23 protein-coding genes are annotated in these 24,723 nt (G+C 37.0%); 12 read left to right on the forward strand and 11 right to left on the reverse strand.

The window, feature by feature from the left end; all coding sequences use genetic code 11:
- The 3 genes from minE to minC form a co-directional block, all read right to left on the reverse strand.
- Positions 1-272, reverse strand: a 272-nt coding sequence (minE, locus tag QZ562_RS09640; protein WP_293759415.1) for a cell division topological specificity factor MinE, incomplete at its 3' end; no start/stop codon positions are given.
- 1 nt (position 273) lies between these two features.
- Positions 274-1,083, reverse strand: a complete 810-nt coding sequence (gene minD / locus QZ562_RS09645) for a septum site-determining protein MinD (protein ID WP_007635320.1) — start codon at positions 1,081-1,083, stop codon at positions 274-276.
- 27 nt (positions 1,084-1,110) lie between these two features.
- Positions 1,111-1,830 carry a septum site-determining protein MinC gene (gene minC, locus QZ562_RS09650; RefSeq protein ID WP_293759416.1) on the reverse strand — a complete coding sequence of 240 codons (720 nt, stop codon included), beginning with the start codon at positions 1,828-1,830 and terminating at the stop codon, positions 1,111-1,113.
- 798 nt (positions 1,831-2,628) lie between these two features.
- Between minC and speD the strand changes: the two genes are divergently transcribed.
- The 5 genes from speD (at position 2,629) to QZ562_RS09675 (ending at position 6,511) form a co-directional block, all read left to right on the forward strand.
- Positions 2,629-3,012, forward strand: a complete 384-nt coding sequence (gene speD / locus QZ562_RS09655) for an adenosylmethionine decarboxylase (protein ID WP_293759417.1) — start codon at positions 2,629-2,631, stop codon at positions 3,010-3,012.
- A 1-nt stretch (position 3,013) separates the two neighbouring features.
- Complete coding sequence (locus QZ562_RS09660; RefSeq protein ID WP_293759418.1) at positions 3,014-4,570, forward strand: polyamine aminopropyltransferase; 1,557 nt, start codon at positions 3,014-3,016, stop codon at positions 4,568-4,570.
- A gap of 461 nt (positions 4,571-5,031) precedes the next feature.
- Positions 5,032-5,505 (forward strand): PaaI family thioesterase, encoded by a 474-nt coding sequence (locus QZ562_RS09665; protein WP_293759419.1) that lies wholly within the window; start codon positions 5,032-5,034, stop codon positions 5,503-5,505.
- Between the two features lie 152 nt (positions 5,506-5,657).
- Positions 5,658-6,065, forward strand: a complete 408-nt coding sequence (locus QZ562_RS09670) for a DCC1-like thiol-disulfide oxidoreductase family protein (protein WP_293759420.1) — start codon at positions 5,658-5,660, stop codon at positions 6,063-6,065.
- Between the two features lie 158 nt (positions 6,066-6,223).
- Positions 6,224-6,511, forward strand: coding sequence for a hypothetical protein (locus tag QZ562_RS09675; protein WP_293759421.1), 288 nt, complete (start codon positions 6,224-6,226; stop codon positions 6,509-6,511).
- Positions 6,512-7,126: 615 nt separating this feature from the next.
- On the opposite strand, the gene QZ562_RS09680 is transcribed toward QZ562_RS09675, so the two are convergent.
- On the reverse strand, positions 7,127-7,537 hold the full coding sequence (locus QZ562_RS09680; protein WP_293759435.1) for an AMP-binding protein: 411 nt from the start codon (positions 7,535-7,537) through the stop codon (positions 7,127-7,129).
- 368 nt (positions 7,538-7,905) lie between these two features.
- Between QZ562_RS09680 and QZ562_RS09685 the strand changes: the two genes are divergently transcribed.
- Positions 7,906-8,145: a hypothetical protein gene (locus QZ562_RS09685; protein ID WP_293759422.1), complete on the forward strand. Its 240-nt coding sequence runs from the start codon at positions 7,906-7,908 to the stop codon at positions 8,143-8,145.
- A 179-nt stretch (positions 8,146-8,324) separates the two neighbouring features.
- Here the strand turns inward: QZ562_RS09685 and rho are convergent, their stop codons facing one another.
- The 4 genes from rho to QZ562_RS09705 form a co-directional block, all read right to left on the reverse strand.
- Positions 8,325-9,284 carry a transcription termination factor Rho gene (rho, locus tag QZ562_RS09690; protein ID WP_293759423.1) on the reverse strand — a complete coding sequence of 320 codons (960 nt, stop codon included), beginning with the start codon at positions 9,282-9,284 and terminating at the stop codon, positions 8,325-8,327.
- Positions 9,285-9,891: 607 nt separating this feature from the next.
- On the reverse strand, positions 9,892-10,980 hold the full coding sequence (locus tag QZ562_RS09695) for a cupin domain-containing protein (RefSeq protein WP_293759424.1): 1,089 nt from the start codon (positions 10,978-10,980) through the stop codon (positions 9,892-9,894).
- Between the two features lie 291 nt (positions 10,981-11,271).
- Positions 11,272-11,568 (reverse strand): DUF1330 domain-containing protein, encoded by a 297-nt coding sequence (locus tag QZ562_RS09700; RefSeq protein WP_293759425.1) that lies wholly within the window; start codon positions 11,566-11,568, stop codon positions 11,272-11,274.
- Between the two features lie 490 nt (positions 11,569-12,058).
- The gene (locus tag QZ562_RS09705) at positions 12,059-12,226 is read right to left on the reverse strand and encodes a chemotaxis protein CheB (protein ID WP_363315347.1); all 168 of its coding nucleotides are present in this window, start codon (positions 12,224-12,226) and stop codon (positions 12,059-12,061) included.
- 593 nt (positions 12,227-12,819) lie between these two features.
- Here QZ562_RS09705 and QZ562_RS09710 point away from each other — a divergent pair.
- The 4 genes from QZ562_RS09710 to QZ562_RS09725 all read left to right on the forward strand — a co-directional run bounded on the left by QZ562_RS09710 (position 12,820) and on the right by QZ562_RS09725 (position 18,408).
- Positions 12,820-14,289, forward strand: coding sequence for a DUF3336 domain-containing protein (locus QZ562_RS09710; RefSeq protein ID WP_293759426.1), 1,470 nt, complete (start codon positions 12,820-12,822; stop codon positions 14,287-14,289).
- Between the two features lie 461 nt (positions 14,290-14,750).
- Positions 14,751-16,028: a serine hydrolase domain-containing protein gene (locus QZ562_RS09715; protein ID WP_293759427.1), complete on the forward strand. Its 1,278-nt coding sequence runs from the start codon at positions 14,751-14,753 to the stop codon at positions 16,026-16,028.
- A gap of 479 nt (positions 16,029-16,507) precedes the next feature.
- Entirely contained in the window at positions 16,508-17,668 is a 1,161-nt protein-coding gene (locus QZ562_RS09720; protein ID WP_293759428.1) for a TauD/TfdA family dioxygenase, read from the forward strand.
- Entirely contained in the window at positions 17,665-18,408 is a 744-nt protein-coding gene (locus QZ562_RS09725; RefSeq protein ID WP_293759429.1) for a class II aldolase/adducin family protein, read from the forward strand. The genes QZ562_RS09720 and QZ562_RS09725 overlap by 4 nt, the downstream gene beginning before the upstream one ends.
- Positions 18,409-18,865: 457 nt before the next feature.
- Here the strand turns inward: QZ562_RS09725 and proB are convergent, their stop codons facing one another.
- The 3 genes from proB to QZ562_RS09740 all read right to left on the reverse strand — a co-directional run bounded on the left by proB (position 18,866) and on the right by QZ562_RS09740 (position 21,904).
- Positions 18,866-20,044 carry a glutamate 5-kinase gene (proB, locus tag QZ562_RS09730; protein WP_293759430.1) on the reverse strand — a complete coding sequence of 393 codons (1,179 nt, stop codon included), beginning with the start codon at positions 20,042-20,044 and terminating at the stop codon, positions 18,866-18,868.
- A 581-nt stretch (positions 20,045-20,625) separates the two neighbouring features.
- Positions 20,626-20,793 (reverse strand): hypothetical protein, encoded by a 168-nt coding sequence (locus tag QZ562_RS09735; protein WP_293759431.1) that lies wholly within the window; start codon positions 20,791-20,793, stop codon positions 20,626-20,628.
- A gap of 673 nt (positions 20,794-21,466) precedes the next feature.
- Positions 21,467-21,904: a pyridoxamine 5'-phosphate oxidase family protein gene (locus QZ562_RS09740; protein WP_293759432.1), complete on the reverse strand. Its 438-nt coding sequence runs from the start codon at positions 21,902-21,904 to the stop codon at positions 21,467-21,469.
- Positions 21,905-22,473: 569 nt separating this feature from the next.
- Here QZ562_RS09740 and QZ562_RS09745 point away from each other — a divergent pair.
- Complete coding sequence (locus tag QZ562_RS09745; protein ID WP_293759433.1) at positions 22,474-23,187, forward strand: class I SAM-dependent methyltransferase; 714 nt, start codon at positions 22,474-22,476, stop codon at positions 23,185-23,187.
- A gap of 38 nt (positions 23,188-23,225) precedes the next feature.
- The gene (locus QZ562_RS09750; RefSeq protein ID WP_293759434.1) at positions 23,226-23,591 is read left to right on the forward strand and encodes a hypothetical protein; all 366 of its coding nucleotides are present in this window, start codon (positions 23,226-23,228) and stop codon (positions 23,589-23,591) included.
- Positions 23,592-24,723 lie beyond the last annotated feature (1,132 nt).

Raw genomic sequence — 24,723 nt, forward strand, 5'->3', positions numbered from 1 at the left:
GTATTACTTTCATCGTATAACTCGATGTTTAACTCCAACACGCTCAATTCACCGTCTTTATTATCAAGGTTAATCGATAGACTTTTATCTGACACTTGGATGTATTTACGTAATACTTGAAGAATATCTTCAGTTAACTGTGGTAAATAATCGGGCTGTTTATTTCGACTATTACGCTCATGTGCAACAATAATTTGCAGCCGTTCTTTGGCTTTCGACGCCGTTGTGACTTGGTTTTCTTTTTTCCGTAAAAAATAATTCAGTAATGCCATATTAACCTCCAAACAAGCGACTAAGAATGCTTTTTTGTTCAACTTGTAAAAATCTAAATTCAACTGTTTCACCTAAGAGACGCTCAATAACATCTTGGTAAGCTTTCCCTGCATCACTTTCAGTATCTAAAATTACAGGTTCACCTGCATTTGACGCTTTTAGTACTGCAGGTGACTCTGGAATGACACCTAGTAAAGGTATGGCTAAAATATCTACTACATCTTCAACACTTAACATTTCGCCTTCTGCTACTCGTTTAGGTGAATAACGTGTTAGTAATAAATGTTCTTTAATCGGCTCTAAACCAAGCTCAGCTCGACGAGAGCGGCTTGACAGCATTCCTAAAATTCGATCAGAGTCACGCACTGATGATACTTCTGGATTAGTGGTAACTATTGCTTCATCAGCATAATAAAGTGCCATCATCGCACCTGCCTCAATACCTGCTGGAGAGTCACATATAATATATTCGAATGTTTTACCAAGCTCTTCAAGCACTTTTCCCACATTTTCTTTGGTCAAAGCATCTTTATCTCGTGTTTGTGACGCGGGCAGTATTGATAAGCTACTAACACGCTTATCTTTAATAAGAGCTTGATTTAAGGTGGCTTCGCCATTAATTACATTGACAAAGTCATACACAACACGACGCTCACAACCCATTATTAGGTCTAGATTACGAAGCCCAATATCAAAATCAATTAGAACAACCTTGTGTCCTTTTGACGCTAAACCAATTCCGATAGCGGCGCTTGAAGTCGTTTTACCCACTCCACCCTTACCTGATGTAACAACTATTATTCGTGCCATAGACCGAATATCCTTCATAAATAAAAGTTAGATGAGTTTTGATGACGTCAATTCAGCGCCATTCAACTGTATATATACCGGTGAGCCCCAATGCTTGTCCATTGATTCACTCAGCCAATAGTTTCCATTAATTGATACAAGTTCAGCCTCAAGGTTTTGACAATAAATCTGTGCTTGATGATGACCTTTAGCACCTGCAAGCGCTCTTCCACGTAATGAGCCATAAATGTGAATATTGCCATCTGCAATAACCTCAGCACCCGCAGAAACAGAACCAATCACCACTAAATTTTGCTCTTTTGCATAAACTTGTTGACCTGAACGAACCTGCCCACGATGTATTTTATCGCCATATAATCTACTTTCACGAATGGTTTCTGTTTCTTTATATTTTGCTTCAATCGCTTCATTATTGTTGTCTTTTTTGCTCGGAACGCCGGCTTTAGTAGCATTTAAAAATGAATAACCAAGCTCTCGAATAAGGCTGCGTTGCTCTTTAGAAACAGAGCCAGTAAAGCCGACAAATGTGAATTTTAATTCTTCAAGCAATATTTTTATAGCTTGGTAGTCAAAAGAAGAATCTACTTCTTCAATATCAACCATGACAGGGAATAAGTAAAAAAAGTCTGGCGCCTGTGCAATTTTTTTTACTAAATTAGCGCGTATATCTGCTAAGTTTAACGTTTTTAAATGTAAAACAGATAGAGTAAAACTCGTACCTTTAAATTCAATGCTACCATCAGCCATAGAAGAAATATCCCAAAGTAAAATAACTCAGCGTACTCAGATATCAGGCTTCTGACACTGCATTTTGCGCATTGTAACGTCAATAACAAAAAATAAAAGGGGCAAGAGTCAATTTAAATTAACGTCATTAATTCTATTACCAGGAAATAGGGTGTTTTAATGTTGAGAAAACACGTTGTTTTCAATATTCGGGTGCCGTAGCAGATGATTTTAAAAGATAATGATACGCATGCAATATTTTGTGTTTAAAAGATGTGTGGGATGTTGATGGCTGGCATAAAACGTAATCTTGGAAATGTGAATTCAGCGTTTGTGCGGTGATATTCATCACTAATCATATTATTTTCAGTGCCCCCAAGTCGTGTTGATGTTATTAATCAGTAGGACTGTCGTTGAAATATCGTAGATTGTTTGTACCTCATCTAGAGGATGTGTGCGAAGAAACTGACAATGTTTAGCCTGGGGTATATGAGTTGTGTGCAGGCAGAGATAAAAGATTTTACAGGTCAGCAGATTATTAAAAGAGCAGACTAATAGGTTGTCGAAAGTAAAATAATATCAATAATTTAAATTGAGTTATTTATTTTAAATAAAAGGTTTGTCATTAAAGAAAGCTAAATCTACCTTAATTTGCATCAAATCAAGTATTCCGATTGGTGAGTCATAAGTCATACCGACCTAAAGATGGTATATTACGATTCATGCATATTTATTTGCTAACCTAGCAATGTCAACAGAAAAACCTATTTACCAAATGAGTCTCCTTATAAATAATGTCAGAATTAACAAAATATTTTCATGCAAAATAGTTACACACCCGGGAAACATCTGCTTTTAGACCTATATCAAGCAAGGAATTTAAGCGATCTAAGTTGCGTTGAGCAAGCGTTAATGGAAGCCGCATCAGCTTGTGACGCTATAGTATTGCAAAAAAACTTTCATAGTTTTGGAGAAGAACAAGGTATCACTGGCATGCTTTTACTCGCCGAATCTCATATAAGCATACATACCTGGCCTGAAAGTCACTTTGCTGCCGTAGACATATTTATGTGTGGCAATTGCGATCCTAATTTAGCTTTAGCGCCGATTAAAAAACATTTCTGTCCAGAGCGTGTTGATGTGCGTGAGTTTGATAGAGGTACTTCATTGAAGAAACCCTCACCAACAGATGGGCCAATTTGATATGCCGAACGACGAAACATATTTACCTGAGGGACAATCTAAGCAGAAACAATCTGCTACGTTGATTTATGCAGCATTTATCGCTGGTTTATGCTCAATTATTTACGAACTATTGATTGCCACCACTGTGTCTTATTTTATGGGCGACAGTGTGAAGTTTTTCTCACTTACCATTGGGCTATACATGGCCGCAATGGGTCTTGGCTCTTATATATCCAAATTTATTACAGACAAACTATTGCAACGCTTCGTGATTGCGGAAGTTTTGCTTGGGATCATTGGCGGTGTCAGTGTCCCTTTATTATATTTCACCTACACTACGACTGCATTATTCTACCCAACTTATGTAGTGCTCACTTTATGTATCGGATTTTTAATTGGATTAGAAATTCCTTTTTTAACGAGATTAATGGAGAATTATCAAACTCTTAAATCTAATATTGCCAACATACTATCCTTTGATTATCTCGGCGCGTTGATCGCTACCATTGTATTTCCGTTTTTTCTTTTACCTGTTATGGGTATCTATCAATCATCATTACTGTTTGGACTCATCAATATGTCGATTGCAGCGGTGGTATTGTATACACATAGAACGACGCTTGGAAAAGCAGGTAAAAAGCTTCAATTTTTAACAGCTTTTATGAGTTTAGTTATTTTGGTTATGTTAGTGTTTTCTAGTCAGGCATTGAAGCACTGGGATCAGATGCTTTATAATGGGCGTATTGTGCATAGCGAACAAACACCGTATCAAAAAATTACGCTAACCAAAAGCAAAGACGACCTGCGACTTTACTTAAATGGTGTTTTACAGTTCTCGTCTGTGGATGAGTACCGATACCATGAGTCCTTAGTGATGGTGCCTATGACTTATGCTAATAAAATAATTGAACGCGTATTGGTGTTGGGTGCAGGAGATGGTCTAGCGGTAAGAGAACTACTTAAGTACCCAGAAATCAAACAAATCGTTTTAGTTGATTTAGATTCCAGAATGACTGAGCTAGCGATGAATAATGCGCACTTAACAGATATTAATTTAGCAAGTTTAGCTGATAAAAAAGTGCAGATCGTGATTGATGATGCCTTTGTCTTTCTCAAGAAAAACAATCAACCTTTTGACCTTATTATTAATGATTTACCTGACCCCAACACCATCGCACTCTCACGTTTATACAGTAAGCAGTATTATCAATTAGCCAGAGAAAATTTAATGTATGACGGCTTAATGGTGACACAAGCAACTAGTCCATTTTTTGTCAGACCTGCATTTTGGAGTATTGTAAAAACTATAGAAGCAGCAGGTTTCAATTCTACTTATCCTTACCATACAAATGTGCCATCTTTTGGTGATTGTGGCTTTGTGTTAAGCGCACTACAACCAATAAAATTGACACCTAAACGCTCTTTAAAAGATAGCCTTTTCTTAACTCAAGAATCTTTGTTGTCTATGTTTATATTTGAAAAAGACCTACAAATATTAGACGTTGATGTCAATCAAATTGATAAACCTGTCGTTCTGGATTACTACTTAAATAGTTGGCGTTATTTTAGTGATTAAGGCATCTGAACTAAAAATATTTTAACTATTTTAATTATTTTAATTATTTTAATTAATCGGACCGTTATTATAAAAATGTTGAACGAGCTAAAATTTTCGACTGGAACACATCGATGTAATTGGTTATTAAGACACCCATATGAATTTTTCTTTTTACTCATATTCAATTAAATGATGATATTTTCACTGTCACTGCTTAGATTAGTTATTAAGTGTCAAATCCATTGTGTTATCCAAAATATTTAGTATGGCTTTGTTTAAATCCTTCTCCCAATTACCTAAGTAAATTACAGATTTAAAGCAGAGTTATGGACTTTAAAGATGTTAAGGTTGAAAACAAAGTTATTGGTGAACACTATTTAATAAGTTAACCATATCACTCTGAAAGCTATCTAATTAGGTGGTTATATCAATAGTGTTACGGACACTAACGAGTTGATTTTTGTTTTTTGGGAAACTGTATGAATAATAAAGCATTTCAAGAGTGTTATCCTGACGATCTGAGTCATTGTTATGGTTGCGGAGTAAATAACCCCGAGGGCCATCACTTAAAAAGCTATTGGCATAATCAGCAGACTATCGCTCGCTTCACCCCTGAGTCATACCATACTGCGATCACTGGATTTGTTTATGGAGGTTTAATCGCTTCATTAATTGATTGCCACGGAACGGGTAGTGCTGCAGCAATGGCTTTTCGTAATGAAGAAAGAACCATGGATACACTGCCAGCGATCAGGTTTGTTACAGGGGCATTGAATGTTAGTTATTTAACACCGACCCCACAAGGAGTTGAGCTTGAACTGATAGGTTCTTTTATCGAGGTCAAAGAACGTAAAATTATTGTTGATATTATCGTTTCAGCAGATAGTGTGATTTGTGCTAAAGGTACTGTTATTGCTGTTAAAATGCCTCAAAGCATGGCACTCAAGCAATGAAATTCAAACATTGTGACAACAACAGCTCTGCAACGAAAATAACATGTCATACATTATTACTTTCACGAAATTAAAATAAGTATCCATATAGTGATTACAAATAGTTATGTGAAAATGACATTGGTAAAAACGATAAGAGGGTAGGGTAACTGATGCAGCGCGAACAAATTTTACTTGTTTACGATCGTGAATGCCCTGCTTGCAATGCTTATTGCAAGGTCGTGAAGATCAGGGAAAGTGTAGGTGATTTACGCATAGTTGATGCAAGGAAAAACAGTGAAGTAATGAATGAAATCACAGCACAAGGTCTCGACATTGACCAAGGAATGGTTTTGAAAATGGGTGAACAACTCTACTATGGCGCTGATGCTATACATACACTGGCATTGATAGGAAGTCGATCGGGGATATTGAATCGTTTAAATTATTGGATGTTTAAATCAAAAATAATCTCAAGAGTTTTTTATCCGCTTCTTAGAGCGTCTAGAAATTTATTATTGAAAATACTTAAAAAAACAAAAATTAACAATTTAAAAGATAAAAGTAATGATAGATTCTAACTATCTTATGAAACTTAAGCCACGCACTATACACAACATGGTCAGGTGATTCTGAATGTTTTCTATACACTTTACAGTGTTAGCGTTGTGTACATAATCGAACTGCAATAAAAAAAATCGATAGAATTTCAATAGGTATTTATAGGGAGATTGTAAGAATGAGAGCTTCTTTATACATGTTTTTTGTAGTGGTGTTTATGTGCGGTTGTGTTGTCGTTCCAACTAAGGACTTATCAGCGAAAAATAAATGCGAAATATCAAGTGATCGCAAGACGCTGAAGATGATTAATGGTTTCGAAGACACACAAACATACTATTCAATCACTGGGCTTATTTTACTGCCAATCACAGGTGTTATATCTGGTGTGTATGTGACTATCAACAATATTTATCATATTGGTGAAGAGGCAATTGTCTGCGGGACAGGCAAACAGATTTCCCCATAAAGGTAATAAACCAATTAGTTTATTGGGGCAATTTTGTACTTTTTACTTATCTATAGTCAATTTCAACAATATAGCTATGAAGACACATTTCCATCATATAGTTGGATTTAACATTTTTGTATAATTTTAAAAGATTAATAATTGCAAAGGCCTTTTCTTAATTTTTTATTGGTTGGACCCATCACAGAGGTATTGATGATACGTTAAACCACAGCAATAAATTTAAAGTTGACCGACTTTATACATCACAACACAAAAACACCGCAGTAATAATCAGATTGAACTACTAATACACTTATTGACTTATTATTTTAATTAACAGTGCGCTTTTTTATCAATTTTAACTATTGGTGTGAGTGAAATAGTGTCAATAAAGTAAATATGTTTGATGCTTTGTAAGCAGCCATCGATTCACAGCAAAATGTTAATATTTTATCTTTTAGTGTGTTTTGACCAGCCTTTTTGTAATTGGTAGATAACTCAACATATGAATCAACTATATCGTTGCCTGGAGGTGTTTTATCTCCGTTTCCAATCACTACGTAAGCCGCAATTTCGGGTAGTGTCGGGAATTTAACTTTTACTTAGACTGAGAACACTTTGAACCCGCCAGGATCAGCATTTTTTTGGCGCGAGCACAAACAAAAATATAACCTTCCTCGTCCATTTATCCCTCATCGCCAGAAAATAACCAACGTTCGCCGTCAATTTCACGCAGTGCTTTCCTGATTCGTTAAGTAAGTTCAAATACCCCTTCATTACTTGGGGTCCGGTACAAATAATCTCTCCCGACTCACCGAACGGTATGTCATGATTATCTATTTCATCGTCACGGATTTTCATCTTTGCATTGAGCAAAAGAAAGCCGATTGACCCAAGTTTGTAACGCTTGGGTGGATTGGCAATATAGCAAGGTGCAGTCTCGGTCATGCCAAACTCATCAGGTATCTTATTTTCACCAATAATAACTGGAAGTGCATCGTAACTTCCATGAGTGAGTGTTGCAGTTCCTGATACAACGACTATTAGTTTGGTAAAGTTAAATTACCAAGTAGATAACATTTGATAGATGATATTCAAGAATTTCAATAATTTATAAATATTAATGCAATGTTTGAGGTTATTTACAAAGCATCTAATGCTTTTATTTTACTAATTAAAATTTACAGCACTTTTATAAGTAAAAATTAGCCTAACAGGTCGTAAACCTGTGACCTTTGAGCCAAATAGTAAAACTGTATTGAACTAGGGTATTAGCAAACCAGTTGACGAATGCATGCTCAAATGATCCTAAATATTCGACTGTGATACAGTAGATTTATTTTATAAACTGTCTATAACGAGTTAAAAGTCAGTTTTAGTCTGATAACTTATTTTTATCATTAAGGATTTTTATGCGTAAATTTTTTTTATTAAATAGTATTTTAGTATTAGGTTTAAGTGCTTGTGCGCAGCCAAGAATGGTGGCTACAGACCCATCAGAACTTAAAAAAAACGATAATAATTATGCGTTTGGTGAAAAATGTGAAGATGCAAAATATCAACTTGAAAAAACAGTTGAAGAAGGTCAATTATCTGATTTAAGAGAATTAAAACGCAACATTGAATTGTACTGCGTTTGGCGCAGAAATTAGTATTTCAGAATAGTGTCGGATATAGATTCGAACTATTATAAAAAATATTAACTACACAATTAATTTTATAAAATTTTCACTGGGACTGACGAGGATATCCGACACAAATATTAGGTTTTTAGAATAGTTATGTGGTCTTATCGGCAAATTCTGTCTTGATATATGTACTTGATTGTATTTCAAATTTTTGGTAAAAATCGTTCTAGTAGCTCTGCATTTGTTGGATATTTCTCAAGTAACTCAGCCAGTTTTCTCGCGCCATCTAAAGGTTTTAGATGGGAAAGTGCTCTACGTAAAATTCTAACTTTTTCGAGATCTTTAGCATCTAAAAGGATTTCCTCGCGGCGCGTGCTGCTTTTGGCAACATTTAATGCAGGAAATACTCGTTGATTGGCGATCTCTCTTGATAAAACAATTTCCATATTACCTGTGCCTTTGAATTCCTCAAATATCACTTGGTCCATTTGGCTGCCTGTATCGACGAGTATGGTGGCTAAAATAGTGAGCGACCCGCCATTTTCAATTTTTCTAGCTGAGCCAAAAAGTTTACGTGGTATTTCCAACGCTCTTGAGTCAAGACCTCCAGACATTGTTCGTCCGCTGCTTTTTCGTCCTGCATTATGGACGCGTGATAGTCTTGTTAGAGAGTCGATGACAATCATAACATCATGTCCAAGACCTGCTTCTTTGCGTGCAGTTTTTAAAAGCTCATTGGCCACACGTACATGTTGTTCATAACTTGCATCCGTGGATGAAGCATGGACTTCTGCTGGTACACTTCGCTTAAAATCAGTCACTTCTTCCGGACGTTCATCAATAAGCAATGCATAAAGTTTTATATCGGGATAAGCTTTTCCTACTGCTTGACAAATATGTTTTAAGATAGTTGTTTTACCGCAGCCTGGAGGAGCGACAATTAACCCCCGCTGGCCCATGCCAATTGGTGTGATCAAGTCCATCGCTCGTGCAGTAAGTTCTGTAGAACCTAATTCTAGGCGAATACATTGATTGGGATTGATGGCTACGCCATTTAAAAAACGCTTTTGAGGATCATCTTTAGATGCATCCTTTACAGCCTTTTCAACTTGTTTGGGTTCTTTATTTCTGGTGTCTTTCAAAGATAATATTTTTCTGGTCATGGTTTCACTTTATAACTCTGGATAATTAAGTGTTTGCGGCTTGCTTGAGTCAATTATCATAGGTGACTATTCAATTCTTGGATAACAACAGACTGATACGCAAATGGGGGAGAAAAGTTGTGCCTCTGATTATAAAATAAAATTAACATAACGTTCACGTTAATATTCGTTTCATTTGTGGTTATTTATTCATCCAACTTGACTAACATTACACGTCGAACATAATGTTAGCAAAATTCTTTTATGTGAGCTGAGCCAAATGCCAAACAAATATTTATCATTCTAATCTAACACTAAATTGTCAACGTGTAGTAAATTAAAATTGATGAAGTCTCAACGAGTTAATCAATATATTGATGATAAACACAATGTACAACCGCGCTGGGCCGTCCTCGATTTGCTCGCATTTATAATCATTTTATAGTTTGGAATACTTAAACTTAATATTTTATATCATACCAAATATACTATTTGTTTTGTTCCGTTCACTGATAAATTTACTATAGAAAAATATTAATATCCCATTCGATAGCGTATCAGGAAATTTTTATACGGAGATGTTTTCACAGCCATTTAATATTGGTTCTAAGCTGTCCCACCATGTCTACTATTCATATCCAGACACACGTTCAGGATATGGTCCTTGGTATAGGGGTTGAGTCATTGCGATTTGCCACCAGGATGACATGAGTTCACGCATTGTTTTAGACGCTATATTTTCAGATTGCAACACTTCGGCCAGTGCCTTGTAGAGTTCTTCTGGCATTCCGTCTTGTGATCCGTTGTTAGTATTAATGAAACGAGTAGGCTCAAAAAAATACATCTTAAATTTATTGATTGAATTCATATTTGGAGACAAAGAAACTTTGCCGCCTTGCAGCATTTTATTAAGCTGAATGCATAGCGTCGGCATTGGGAATGGCGATCCCATATGAAAGCTAACAGAAACAGAGGGCTCATCACCAATGGATATCACTTCATGCATCGCACCAGAAGGTATAAACAAAATTTGTCCTGGTTTTAAATTAAACTCAATAGCCTCAGATGCCATTCTCCCATCGAAATCGCTGTGGTTAAAAATCACCATATCAGAATGTTCTTTTGAAACAGGCCAGACTCGAACAAGCTTGCAACCAGACATATGAAACAAAAATCCATCAAAAAGATCACAATGAACATCATAACGATGTTCACCGCAGCTCATCCACATTGTTGACCTGAGGTAACTCCCCATAGGATGACATGTTGCCATTTTTTGCTCAAATATTGTGTTGTATATTTGCCAAGCCCAGTCCGCATTGTTACGCACTGTTCCATCACCCGCGCAAAAATCGATTAAAGGAAGACTACCATGAACGGGCTGGGCACTATCAATGCGATGTTTAAATTGCTCAAAGCTTGCAGGATCTTTCTGGTCAAAATATAAAAGTGTCGATTCATTAACTTCAACAGAGCGTTCCCTGAACTGCATATCTGCTTCACTTAGGTAAGCAGCAAACATATCTAAAGCCCATGGCACAGGATCAACAGGATGCACTATCTTGCCAGAAAAATTAACAAGCATAGGGGTAAGCGTTTGAAGGCAGTCACTGGGCTCAGTCATGAAGTTATCTGCACCGGAAAAATGTTGAAGGCTAATAAATAGGTTTCTGATCAAAAGCTTAGGTATCTGAACAGGGTTTGTATATTGTAACACAATATACTTTATCAAAATTTGATGTTCTTCTAAATAAATCTATAGTTGTATATTATTTCTATCAAAACTGGTAACAAACTTTGTACGACACTAGTTAAATTTACAAGACATTGTTAGTGATGAGCTTGTGGTAATTCAATTCTTCGATTAATCATTATTGACTGACTCGGAAGTTTGAAAGTTAATAACGTTATTGCTTCTGAGCCCTAAAGTGATTTTAAAAATAAATTCATCAAGCACTGGTATTAATAAACAATTACTAATGATACCAGTGCTTAAAAAGGGTTGAAACTAGACAGTTTCGGCCGATTTCACAAGTATAGAACTCAAGGTGCTACCCGCGTTGCGATATTTTGAAATCCGCTGATAATCATCAGACTGCATCCAAGCTAATGCTGCAACTTTCGATGGGAATTCAATCAGAACTGAACGAGTAGCGTCCCACTCACCTCCAAGAACAATCGGTTCTTCATCGACGCTTAAAAGTTTGCCATCAAACTTGGCGAATACTTCTTCGAACTGACTTTCATATTTGTCATATTCAGTTCGGTCATGAATGGTAAGTCTGGAAATAATGTATACAGTCATATTTTATAATCAATAATGTTTAGTACTTAAACCATAACACAGACAACAGTAAACACTTATTCACACCTGAAACTAATTCGAGTATGTAGGATATATCGACTTTATTAAGTTATGCAATCCTTGACTCTTTTTCAATCTACCTCAAGCTATTTGGAGCGAAATTTTTACTGCATCATCATAGTCCGAGTAAATATATTACTTTATGTTCATAACTCAATTTAAGTTTTTATCAATTGGGATGGATATAACTAACAAGCCGGTCTGGTTGCATCATTTTTAATGACTTGTTCATGTACACGTTCAGTTCATTTTCACCTGTGAAATATGTTAAAGGTGTAGGAATAGAAACGTGGACTTGCATACGACCGTCAATATTGATAGATATTTAACCACTGCAGGAGCTAAAATGTTAAACGATAATACATCATCATCTCTTCCAAGGCTTATTGCTTCTTTGAGGCATTACAAATACAACACAGCTAGCCTCACCTTATGCCAAAATATAAGCACCTTTGTGATGAATCGAAAACATACCTGCTGCACCAGTTTTTCCTATGCCGGTTGATATGGTTGCTTGCGTATTCAGGGCTGCAGAATTAGCCAAAGAATTAATCATAACGTTCACTAAGAGTTTATGCCCACTGACTATTGCTTGAATTTGATATTTTTAGACGTTAGTCAGCGCCACTGCGCTCAATTAACAGATGAAAACCTCTAGACGCAAACAGGCATCACTGGATTTAAGACGCTTTCCAGATTGCGCCTCAGAGACATTTAATTTACATCATGTGTTTAAACGTTTGGCATCATTTTTTGAATAACATTTATTTCTTTGTAATTTACCTAAAAATGACATTTCGACACTAGTCTCGATAATTTCGGCAAACGTTTTGACAGTACACTTTGCAAAATCATGCATTTATGTTGCGTGCTGTATTTCGAATCAGATTTCTTTGAGCTATTTAGGATTATCTTGGGTGAGATAAATTAAAAGTATATGGTTAAGCAGCTGATTAATGATACTTATTGATATCGTTGTTAATGACTTTTCCATCAAATTCAATGTTGTCGAGTCTTTGCATATTCGTAACAGATTGGATGAAAACTATTATTTTCTTCATATTTTCCTTATTTTCTGTGATTTACCCTCATTTATTGTTTTATGTTTATATCAGCCATCTTGATGGTTGAACTTTTTTTTTTGATTATAATAACTTTAATTAAAAACAATTATTGCGGAAATTTGATTCTATGTTGTCCATCTCTTCTAGTTTTTCTCTTACTCGTTTGGAGCGAAAAATGCGCTGTGCCGACAGTTATGCTGATTGGAAAGTTGCTGCTCTTGAGCATGACACCATGTCTGGTTTTGAAGCATGGAAAGTCAAAGATGAATCGAAAAGTTATGATTATGTCAATATTCGCTCCAGAATAGATGCGCTTAAACAACTCAGACTTCAGGAAGATGATATTGGTTTATTATTTGCGTTGAATGAGGGTATCCACGGAAATCAGGGAGGAATGGGAAAATCTGATCTCTATAAAAAAGCTAAGTTTGGCACAAAAAGACTTATTGAGGAATACGTTGACGAAATAGTGGGTGCACTTGAACATATATCCAATATTCCAGAGTCCAGTGAAATCACCAGTGAAGATAAGTTAGACTTTTTTGAACGTGCTAGCCATTGTTTCGGCCGTTCAGCTTTGATGTTGAGCGGTGCCGGATCACTCGGTCATTTTCATCGTGGTGTGATCAAGACCTTATTTGAACATAACGTATTACCCACTGTTATTTCTGGTTCAAGCGCCGGTTCCATTTCAGCGGCCATACTTGGAACTTACTCTGACGACGAATTACCGTCTGTATTACATGGTAATAATGTACTTGATCCCCTGCAGACTGAGATTGATAACCGTCCTAAAAGGCTCATTCGTAAACAATCTGACTCAGCATCATTGAAAATAATGCTGGAGGCTATCATTCCTGATATTACCTTCCAAGAAGCCTATGAAAAAACAGGGCGGATGATTAGCATCACAATCGCACCTTATGAAGAGCACCAGTCATCAAGATTAATGAATGCAATTACTTCACCTAATGTTTATGTGCGTTCGGCAGTTATGGCATCTTGTGCTGTACCTGGTGTTTACCCGCCTGTGATGCTTATGGCGAAAAATGTATACGGTGAGGCTCAACCACATTTACCGGAACGACGTTGGGTCGATGGAGCAGTTACGGATGACTTACCTGCTAAAAGACTCGCTAGGCTCTATGGGGTTAATCATTATATTGTCAGTCAAGCAAACCCTTTAGCGCTGGCTATAATGAAGGGCGAACAGTATTTGCCTGTGTCTACAGGTGCAAAAAAAGTCTTTCGATTATCGACACATGAAATTTTGAAAAGTGGCGAGAGGTTTAGCCGCCGCTATCTCCGTAAAATTCCTGATGTGGGAAAAGCAATGAGTATGTTCTATTCGGTTATGGCTCAAGATTATAAAGGCGATGTAAATATTGTGCCTAATTTTAACTTCGTCGACCCGCAAAAACTTTTGGGTCAGCTCACCTCTAATGAAATCCAAGAACTAGTCATTGAGGGTGAGCGTTCAACTTGGCCACAATTAGAACAAATTAAAGTTTGTTCTAAAATCGGTCATAAATTAGAACAAATACTCGATCATCATACTGATCATAATGTTAAACGTTTTTATAAGAAGCGCCGCTGAGCAGAAATTGATGCTGAAGTCAGCCAGGAATATATGACTGGGTAAGCATCAATTTTAAAGCGTGGCTTAAAAAATCCAAAACTGAGCCGACAGGAACTGTATGGACAAGAATAACCAGTTTAATAAATGTCACGTATGACTTTTTTTAAACACAAAGCTAAACTGACCCCTGTGACACTATTCGAAATTATTTATGCATAGATTTTTTTACAAAAATAGGGTTTAAAAAATGGACAGAGTACTTTTAGGTTTTCCCGATACACTATTAGTTTTTATTAATACTCTTAATTGACCAAACATTTTTTTGAGCTGTCAGTTAGAGACCTTTAATTGAACATAAAAGTACATCATTTATTGTTGTGATCAATTGAGTCTTATATTAAAGGCAGGATTCAAAGTTAAGCCGTGTTTTCCCTCTAATTTTATAATATGTAATGAAAATTCGACTTGGAATAAAAGTTATGAAAATAAAAACCATTCAGAATATTAAAAATATTAGAAATATTAGAATCAAGATCGTTGCCCTAATTATTTTAGTACTTTCCAGCTCTATTGCACTCGCTGAGATTTATGATTTTACTGCTGCCAAGAGTATTTTAGATGCATATGTAGAAACTAATAAAATTGCTGGAGGTGTCATTCTTGTGATCAAAGATGGTGAGGAACTTCTGCATGCAGCCGCCGGTAAGCAAGATATTGAAGCGAATAAAGATATGAAAATTGATAGTCTTTTTCGCATTGCTTCTCAAACAAAAGCGCTAACATCTGTTAGTGTTATGATCCTACAAGAACGCGGACTTATTAATTTTACAGACCCTATCTCTAAATATATTCCTTCCTTCAAAAAGACGAACGTTTTAGTCGTTAACCCTGACAAGTCTCATAGTATAGTCCCTGCGATTCGTGAGATCACAGTGCATGATCTTATGACACATTCTGCTGGCATAAGTTACGGATGGGGCGTCAATGAAGGCGAGTGGAGAAAATTAGGACTACACGGTTGGTATTTTGCGGATAAAGATCAAACCATGAAGCAAGCCTTAGCGCCGATCACAACATTGCCTCAACAAGCTCAACCTGGCTCAGAGTTTGTTTATGGTCACAGCACAGACTTACTTGGGGTCATAATTGAGTCCCTGTCTGGCAAGAGTTTGAAAGATTTTTTTGAAACAGAAATTACTGGACCATTGGATATGATGGATACACATTTTTATGTTCCTCAAAGTAAATTAAATCGCCTAACTACGGTTTATAGCGCCACAGATAGTGATATAAATAGAGCTAGTGACACCAATATCGTAGATGATTTGATGGTTAACCAAGGTCATTACGCTAATGGTCCCATGAAAGCTTACTCAGGTGGTGCAGGGTTAGTTTCAACTTCTGGTGACTATGCAAAATTTCTTCTAATGTTACTCAACCAAGGCACACTAAATGGAACCAAAATACTGTCGCCCTCATCTGTAGTTAAAATGATAAGCAATCAAATACCTTACATTGATATGGATTGGAACGATGGATTTGGTTATGGTTTCGCGCTAGAACTAGGTAAAGAAGGAGATCTAAAGGGTAAAACACTGCAATATGGATGGGGCGGCGCATATCATTCAAATTATTATGTTCGTCCAGAAGAAGGTGTAATAGTGGTATATCTTACCCAATTAAGACCATCAAAAGATCTTAACGATTGGGACGAGATAAGTGCAGTTATCAAGATAGCTCTGGGCATAAAACCTTAAATTTAAAATTTTGGAAGCATATGAGGCATCTGTTCCAAGTAACAACACAAATTATGGTTAGTTTACATTTCAATCAGTAAGCCCCAACAATGCGCTGTTTAATTGCTAGCTATTATTGGGATACTCAACTATTTAGTTATTAATTATTGTTGCGATGACAGAGCCAACCAAAAAGGCTTCATATCAATCAAAGCATTCCATGAACGAGTATTTCATGTTGTCAAACGACTAGTCGTTTTGAATGACCTTACATCTAATCATTTATTTATTTTTAGATTATTTTATAGTTTTCTATATGCTTTTTTTTGACTGACTTTTACTAATAGCGTGAATATTGATTAAATTCAAGGCATCTTATGGAAGATATAGATAATGTATTCAGTTCTTCCTGTCATAACTAATCCCGATCGGTTCCGATACTAATAAAACAAAAATGTTAAAATAATCATTTGTAAATGAAAACAGATAAGTGCCCTTGAATGTCTAAAGTTGTATTGTTAAAAACGGGTATAGAACTACCTATGAATGGAGAAATGGTGTACTTTAATTATTTCTGGTTACGTGATAATTGCTCCACCTCGTGGGATCGGAGTACTCAGGAACGTACCTTTGATATTCTTGATGAATCTGATGATTTGCATACCACGAGCGCTTGTTTAAAAGAGAACACATTGAACGTTATTTGGAGCGATGGCTTTGAAAGTGAATATGACCTGAATTGGCTTGAACGTTGGCACACAGGAGATAATCACGGAGATTTAGCCGTGCGTACTCGCAAAACTTGGTATGGCGATCATTATCCGGACATGGCACGTTTTGTCTATGGTGACGTAATAGATAACCCTGCTAGTGTGGCTGACTGGGCGGAAGCGATGCTAGACGAAGGTGTTGCCTTAATTCAGAACATGCCAAATTCAGACGAAGGACTAAAAGTCTTATGCGAACTTTTTGGAACTGTGCGTCCATCTTTTTCTGGTTATACCTTTGATGTGAAATCCAAAGCAAACCCTGAGAATCTTGCCTACACTAGCAAAGCACTTGAGTTGCATACTGATCTGCCTGCAGAAGAGTTAGCACCTGGCATTCAGTTTTTGCATTGCCGAGTCAATGATGCACAAGGTGGTAATAGTTTGTTTGTCGATGCGACTGCAGTAGCTAATGTATTGAAACAAACATATCCAGCGTATTTTAAAATACTTACAGAATACGAAGTACCTTATCGTTATACTACTGATAATCAGGATGTGCGCACTAAGCAATTAATCATTGAGCTAGATCCAAATAATGGCGAAGTTAGCGGTATTAATTTTAGTCAACATTTGGCCGATGTATTCGATTTTTCTCAGCGTGAAATGGATATATTTTATCCTGCTTTTCGTAAGTTTGGGCAGATGTTGCAGGACGCTAAATACTTGATGACTTTCCGTCTCAATGCTGGAGAGTGCATTGTGTTTGACAACCACCGTATTGCCCATGGCCGAGCTTCTTTTATCAAGGGCAGTGGTGCTAGGCATTTGCGAGGTTGTTACGTCGACCGAGGCGATCTTCGCAGCGTATATCGTGTTCTGCGAGGTAGAAATCCAAAACCTGTGGCTGCGCTGCAGCCATCTCAAAAGATGCAACCGGTCGAAACCTTTTGAAGATAAGAGAAATACAAACAGAACAAGAATTACGGATCGATCTGGCAGCTGTTTTCCGCCTTATTTTTGAAATGGATATGCACGAGTCGGTCGCTAACCACTTGAGCGCAACATTATCTCGAGACGGCAAGCAGTTTCTTATGAATCGTCGTTGGACGCACTTTGCAAATGTCACTGCAAGCAGTCTACAATTGCTTGATAGTGAAAACGACAGCATCATGCAGACCGATGAAGCACCGGATGCTTCTGCTTGGAGTATTCATAGCAATGTACATAAGTCATTACCAAAAGCTCGCGTTATTTTGCACGTGCATTCGACTTATGCGACAGTGCTTTCGACATTGAAAGATCCACGTATATTACCTCTCGATAATAATACCGCCCGTTTTTATGGGCGTATTGCCTATGATACGAATTTTGGAGGTATAGCTACCGATAATAAAGAAGGCAAACGTATCACAGATACCCTTGCGGGTAAAAAAGCATTGATGATGGGTAATCATGGAATAACCGTTGTAGGGGAAACAATCGCTGAAGCCTTTGAGGACCTATATTATCTGGAAAAAGCCTGTAAGACTATGGTGTTAGCTTATTCAACAGGCCAACATCTAAATGTTTTACCTCACAATTTGGCTTTGGAAACTGCAGAAAGTTGGGATGAGTTTCGTGGCCAATCTTATGCTCACTTTGAGCAGTTAAAATGTATGCTCGATAAAAAAGGCAGCACCTACAAAGAGTAAAAAATAATATTGCTGCTGTTAAAAGTATGGAGTATTTTGATGTTTGACAAGCTTTTGAGTAACTCTGTATCCTCATCCTGCAGTAATTCTATAAATGTAACTACTGCTTTGGGGTCAAATTATTTGGATTCAAATTATGAATGTTTCGTAAGTAAGTCATTTGTTTCGTGGGAATACACCACTTGCATCATCGTTAGCGCTAAGAGGCACTTCATGCAGTGAACTTACCAGAGTTGGTTATGTCTCTGGTAAGTTATTCGACAACCTATTTTTACTTACCAAAGGGTACTTTTTCAATCGTCTATTTAAAAATTATTGTTTAAACTAAGTAGGTAAAAATCCGGACAGTTTTAGCAACATATTTTGCAGTATTTTATTATACGACCTCGTAAATATCTTGAATATTATGAAAAGACAAAAAGCAAAACGCCTGTTCAAAACAGCATCCGATATTGATCTAATCTTCTTGTACCGGCTCATCCCAAGAAAGATGATGTTCGGCCAATACGACCAAATTTTCACTATTAATTAAGTGATGTGATGCTGTATATCCAAGAATGTCTTCAACCGTTTCATCCGGACGGTCTGATAGAATAGCTGTTTCATCTGACGAAAAATTACACAACCCACGGGCTACTTCTTCGCCCTTCTCATCATATACATGAAGAACGTCTGCACGTTCGAAAGTACCATGTATTGATACAACATCGTGGCATGAAAACCCATCATCACCACCATATAATGAATCAGCTACATCCTGCTTTATCACTAAGCTACCTGCCATTTGTAGACGATCCGTCAGCCAGATATTCCATGCCGATGAAGGCGATGAGTGAGCTATACATTTTGTATGTTTGCGTTCGCCGCGCAGGACTGCAGAAACGGGGGCTTCCATCGTTCCTCTGGCGATAAATGTCGTACATCCAGCATTTTGTGCCATATTTGCTGCCTGCAATTTAGTTAGCATACCTCCAGTACCTAAAGAACTGGTGCCGCTTGCAGCTTCCATATAACTACTCACATCCTCAATAGATTCTACGAAAACCGCTCCTTCTTCTGCAGGGTCTCGGTCATAAACACCATCAATACAAGTTAAGATAAACAGATACTCAGCCCCAATCATTTGAGCAACTTTTGCTGCGAGCCGATCGTTGTCGCCGACACGGATTTCCTCTGTGGTGATGGTATCATTTTCATTTACGATAGGCATTACGCCTTGTTTTATCAAGCGATGAACCGTATTTTTAACATTCAGGAATCGACGTCTATTTTCTAGATCATCAAGGGTGACTAATACCTGAGCAATATCAAAACCATACTCAAGCGCAATTTGCTTGTAAGCGTGCATTAGTATCGGTTGTCCACAGGCCGCTGCCGCCTGTTTATCCTGAACACTGGCGTTTTCGACGGTGCAACCAACAGTATTGAGACCTAATGCCACAGATCCGGACGATGTAAGCACAACTTCATAGCCTTGGTCGCGTAGCAAAGAAATATCATTAAGTAAGCCGTGCATAAATGCAAAACTAGGCGTTAAATTTTTAACGTTCGCTAACAGACTCGAGCCAACTTTTATGACTATTCGTGGATTTTTTCGCGGAAATGTTTCATTTTTTTGTAGTTCAGTGCTGGGCAAAATTACTCCGTATTTTTATTAATTAGATAAGTGGGTTGTACTAATCACAATTTTGGTTAACAAAACGTTAAAATTTTTATGCAATGTGTGATTATGAATGATTGTAAAATAGTGGTAGTGCTAATTTAACCGCTTTAGTCACTTAACAATGAATAAGAAACCAGAAATTTTGTTATCTATTCATTTGTTGTCCTTCTGATTTTTAACAATAATGAATTAACTCTTTGCACTTCTAATTTAACCAAGGGGACAGCTTTTACATTTTTCTAAAATACTTGTGATGAACGGCTGGGTCAACCTGTGTTTATCAGACGATTCGTGCAATAAAAACCGACTTTAATTTTTATCTTGTTCGAAATTTTAATTTAAACCGCTATTGTGTATATACATTTGTAATGCCTTACCGACGAATATTATTGTAATAACTATCGGGTAACACTTTAAATGCCAGTATTTTGTCACTTTAAATAATGATGAAAAACTAACTTTCGTTTATTCAATTATTTTTAGCTGGGCTGGGTTGCTATAAAATTTAATGCGACACGTTATTGTACCACTGTTTGCCGGTGGTTCTAGGACAATCATCGAACACGTGCCCTGATGACCACACAACGAATACAATGATATTCGGTACGTAACCGAATCATTTTACAATATTTCTTGGTCGCTAAATTCCCAGGGATGTGAGTGAAAAAACTTAGCAACTTTGTTCGTCTTTCAAACTTCATTACTGACGTAAATAATGGCAAGTCAAAACCTTCGCAGGTATATATGCTTTTGCTATAGTTTTGTTCAGGGCAAAGAAGCCAGAGTGTTCTGTCTGCTCATTTCGTAAAACGCGCCTGAACTAAGACGTTTTTGCCATTTTGGCTACTCAATTCAATAGAAGTTAGTAATAGGCTACTCATGTAGGCACCAGGAAGTGACTCTCGCCACTCTTGTTCTATTAAGAATGTTCTGTTAAAAAAGTAGTTCGCTTATTTTGAAAGCAGGTTCAGCAACATTTGAAAACATGGTGCTACCAAATCCAAGGGTGGCGGTAATTGAAATGGCTTACGTAATAAATTTTCTGCGGCTCATAAGGTGTGTCTTTTTGTATCTTATAAATAGCTAGACCATAATTTGCAGTATTTATTTCTGAATAAAAAATAAAAACCTATGTTCAATTTAAGTAAGTTTCGTTTTAAACCAGTTAGTCATCATAAATGCTTACAAACCGAATTAGAAACACGTTCTTAGTTTCTTGTTGTTTATGAGTTATGTGTTCAATGTTGATTTTGTCTTTGGATAATAATGACAATGTATTGGTAAAACTCCAATATACTTTTTAATTTCGAAATAGCTCTTTTCTCATTACTTGATCATTACTTAGGTAAATATGAAATAGGAAAGTTTGTGCAGATAATGGTTCGGCAATAATTCTTATGATTTTTCTGGTTCATAGATTATTACCCGAGTATAGCCTTCTACCCACTGATAACGATTAATGTTAAGTGCAAAAATAACCACGCTGGGTTGCGAAAGTAATTGTCCCAGTGTTGCATTGCGATCGAGTAACAAACGTTGCGCAGCTAGATAAGGCTCACCAGTCAATTCGTGAGCATTGCCAAAGCCACTCATGGCTAAGCCAGCTGTATGATCGTCATTATTTCCTGTACGGTTATCCCAAAGACAGGTGACATTGGGGTTAGCACGTATATTTTTTACCTTCTGGGTATTTTCTAATGATGCCAGGTAGATTTTATCCAAGTCCGTCGAAATAGCATAGGCCATTAAATGTAACGCTAGCTCTTTATCTCCGAGAGTGGCGAGCACACATTGAACTTGTTGGTTTAATAGTGTGGCTACGGTATTTTTCATTATATGCTTTCCAATTATAAGCATGACTACTGAAAACATCAGTGAGTCTGTCAATATAGTTTTAGTTAATTACAATAGCTGCTCTGATAAGGTTGTAGTAACTAGTGAACCTAAAAATGTTCAATTTTAATGTCAGACAAAAATAACAAGGCCATCAGAAAATACTAAAGTGGTTGTACTGTAAGGCAGCCATGTTGGGCTTGAGCCACTTCAATTCTCATCGTTCTATTGATGTGAAGACTGCTAAGTGGAGTCTTTTTATTTGACAGGCTAGTGTCTGCGGGTAACCAATCAACACGTGTTCTATCTTATCATTGACGTGTCTATTTCGGAAGTACACGCCCGACATCATCATTCGGACTTGTCGTTATAGCAAAAAGTATAATCGGACATCAAATGTTTTCTAAAAAATGCTAGTAATTGAAAATATTAAAACATTTCATCCGGTAGCATCCTATTGACATAAAAATAGCCATTACATCCCAAAACTGATCTCCAGCTTGTATTTTACGTATTTTTTGTTTGGATAATTCTTCTTATGAAATCAAATCAAAATTTAAGGTGTTTCTATGATTATTACTATAGTTGCTATCCTGACATTGGTTCTGGCACCTGCTCAAATGGAAGCCGACACGTCTGATAAAGACGCTTATTACCAAGTAGGGGAGGCTAGTCGTGATGGTATTGGCAAATTCTATATGGGTCGTGAAATTTCTCATGTTATGGGTCACCTTGGTGCCGGTTGGCTCGAACGTCCCAGACGTGAACGTGAGGAACGCACCGACTTATTACTTCAAAATTTGTCTTTAAAACCCACCGATAATGTTGTTGATCTAGGTGCTGGTACTGGTTATTTCAGTTTCCCTATAGCTAGGCTGTTAACAGATGGAAAAGTCTTAGCCGTCGACATAGAGCATAAAATGCTCAGACTCATCGAGAAGCGAAAATCAGTAGAAGGTGTTGAAAATATTGATACTTTACTTGCTAGTGAGCGGTCTCCTAATATACCTACTGCCAGTGTTGATGTAGTGTTGTTGGTCGATGCATACCATGAGTTTTCGTTTCCCCGCGATGTAATGACTGGGGTTGTCAAAGGATTGAAATCGAGCGGTCGAGTGGTACTTGTTGAATATCGCGGTGAAGACAACAATGTGCCTATTAAGCGGCTGCATAAAATGACACAACATCAAGCTAAAAAAGAAATGAGCGCGGTAGGTTTGCAATGGTTACGTACCGATGACTATTTACCGCAGCAGCATGTCATGACATTTATCAAACAGTGAGCAAAATTAAAAAATTCCACAACCCTACAGGGGTTATTATGGATACCAGTAGAAAACCATCAGTATCAGTAACCCAACATCGCCGTGGCACTAGAACCGGTGAATGTCCTTTGTGCAGGCGAATGACTGCACTCACCTTTCATCATTTGATACCAAAAAAGATGCACAGGCGTAGCTTTTTTCAGAAAACATACAAGCGCGAACAACTCGCTATTGGTATCTATATTTGTCGGCAGTGTCACAATGGAATTCATCTGCTCTTTGATGAAATGACTTTGGGTAAACACTTCAATACCCTCGAAAAACTGTTGTTGGACGAACCTTTGCAGAAACATTTTCGATGGGTGGCGAGGCAACGCCTTGCCACTAATCTAGATGAAATGTTACAGCATGACTCATTATAATGTGTTAAAGACACTATAGCTTTATTGGTCTCTCGTTTACTGACATTCGGCGAATGCCGCCGCCAAAGCTCTAGCTGACCTATTTACTGAGTTCTAAGTTTCCTCGCAAACATATGAAAAGAGGTATTTTTTGTTGATGTCTATTGAACTACTTAAATTTCAATATGTATCGGTTGGAATATTACCATCCATGACAATTCTACAAGACCCGTCGGCATTGTTAGATATATAGGCCAGCATAGGGCCGATGATGCGCCTGATTATCTAGCAATCACGAGGTGTCAAACTATGCCAACTCGTGAGTGCGATCCAGTTCCTTAGGCAACTATTGATTCACCGCCCAAGGTGCGGTCTTGAAAGCTCTATCGTCTCGCAAGAATTCGCTTAATCCTTATATTTTAAGAGTAGATGGTTGATGCAAACTTATTTTATATTATACATTCATGAGGACGGGCTTATGGAGAAGTGCAGTTTTAGGTGTTCATTACTTAAATAGATCTAGTTGCACTTTACGGGCTATTTATCGTTACAATTCTATCGTATGTTTTCCTCTTTTATTTGACAAGTTAGCTCTGAAGAAAATCTTATAAATATCTAATTTATGCTATTGAAAAGATATTAACTATTGATTTTAAATGTCGAATAAGAATTATACACATGTACAGTTTTTTGAATTTATCGGATACAGCAGCCTACCAAATACAAAGTTCCGGTCGTAATGTGGAAATTAATAATCACAACACATGCAAAACAAGTGACTTGAATAAATTAAAACTGCTTACAATTTTGCTCGGCAGCTTAAAACTAGATAGACGATGGGATGATGATTAATGCTCAAAATTGTGACTGACGTCTCAAACGATATTTGATTTGTAGGTTTATTAAAAATCTATAAAGTGAAGTTTCACAAGGCTTTGCCAATACTTCTTCCAGCAATATAACAGTATGAATAACTGGAATGGCATCTTCGTGTCACATACGCTCTAGACAATAATATCAATAAACTGATCGCGTCGATTAACATTTATAGTCGTGTTACTGAGCCTTCGGTCATATTTTTTTTGGTATTTATGCATTTTTTGCCTTCTATTGTAAGTAATACGTTTATCTATGATGTATATACCGTTAATAC

The sequence above is a fragment of the uncultured Paraglaciecola sp. genome (assembly GCF_913058035.1).
GTDB lineage: Bacteria > Pseudomonadota > Gammaproteobacteria > Enterobacterales > Alteromonadaceae > Paraglaciecola.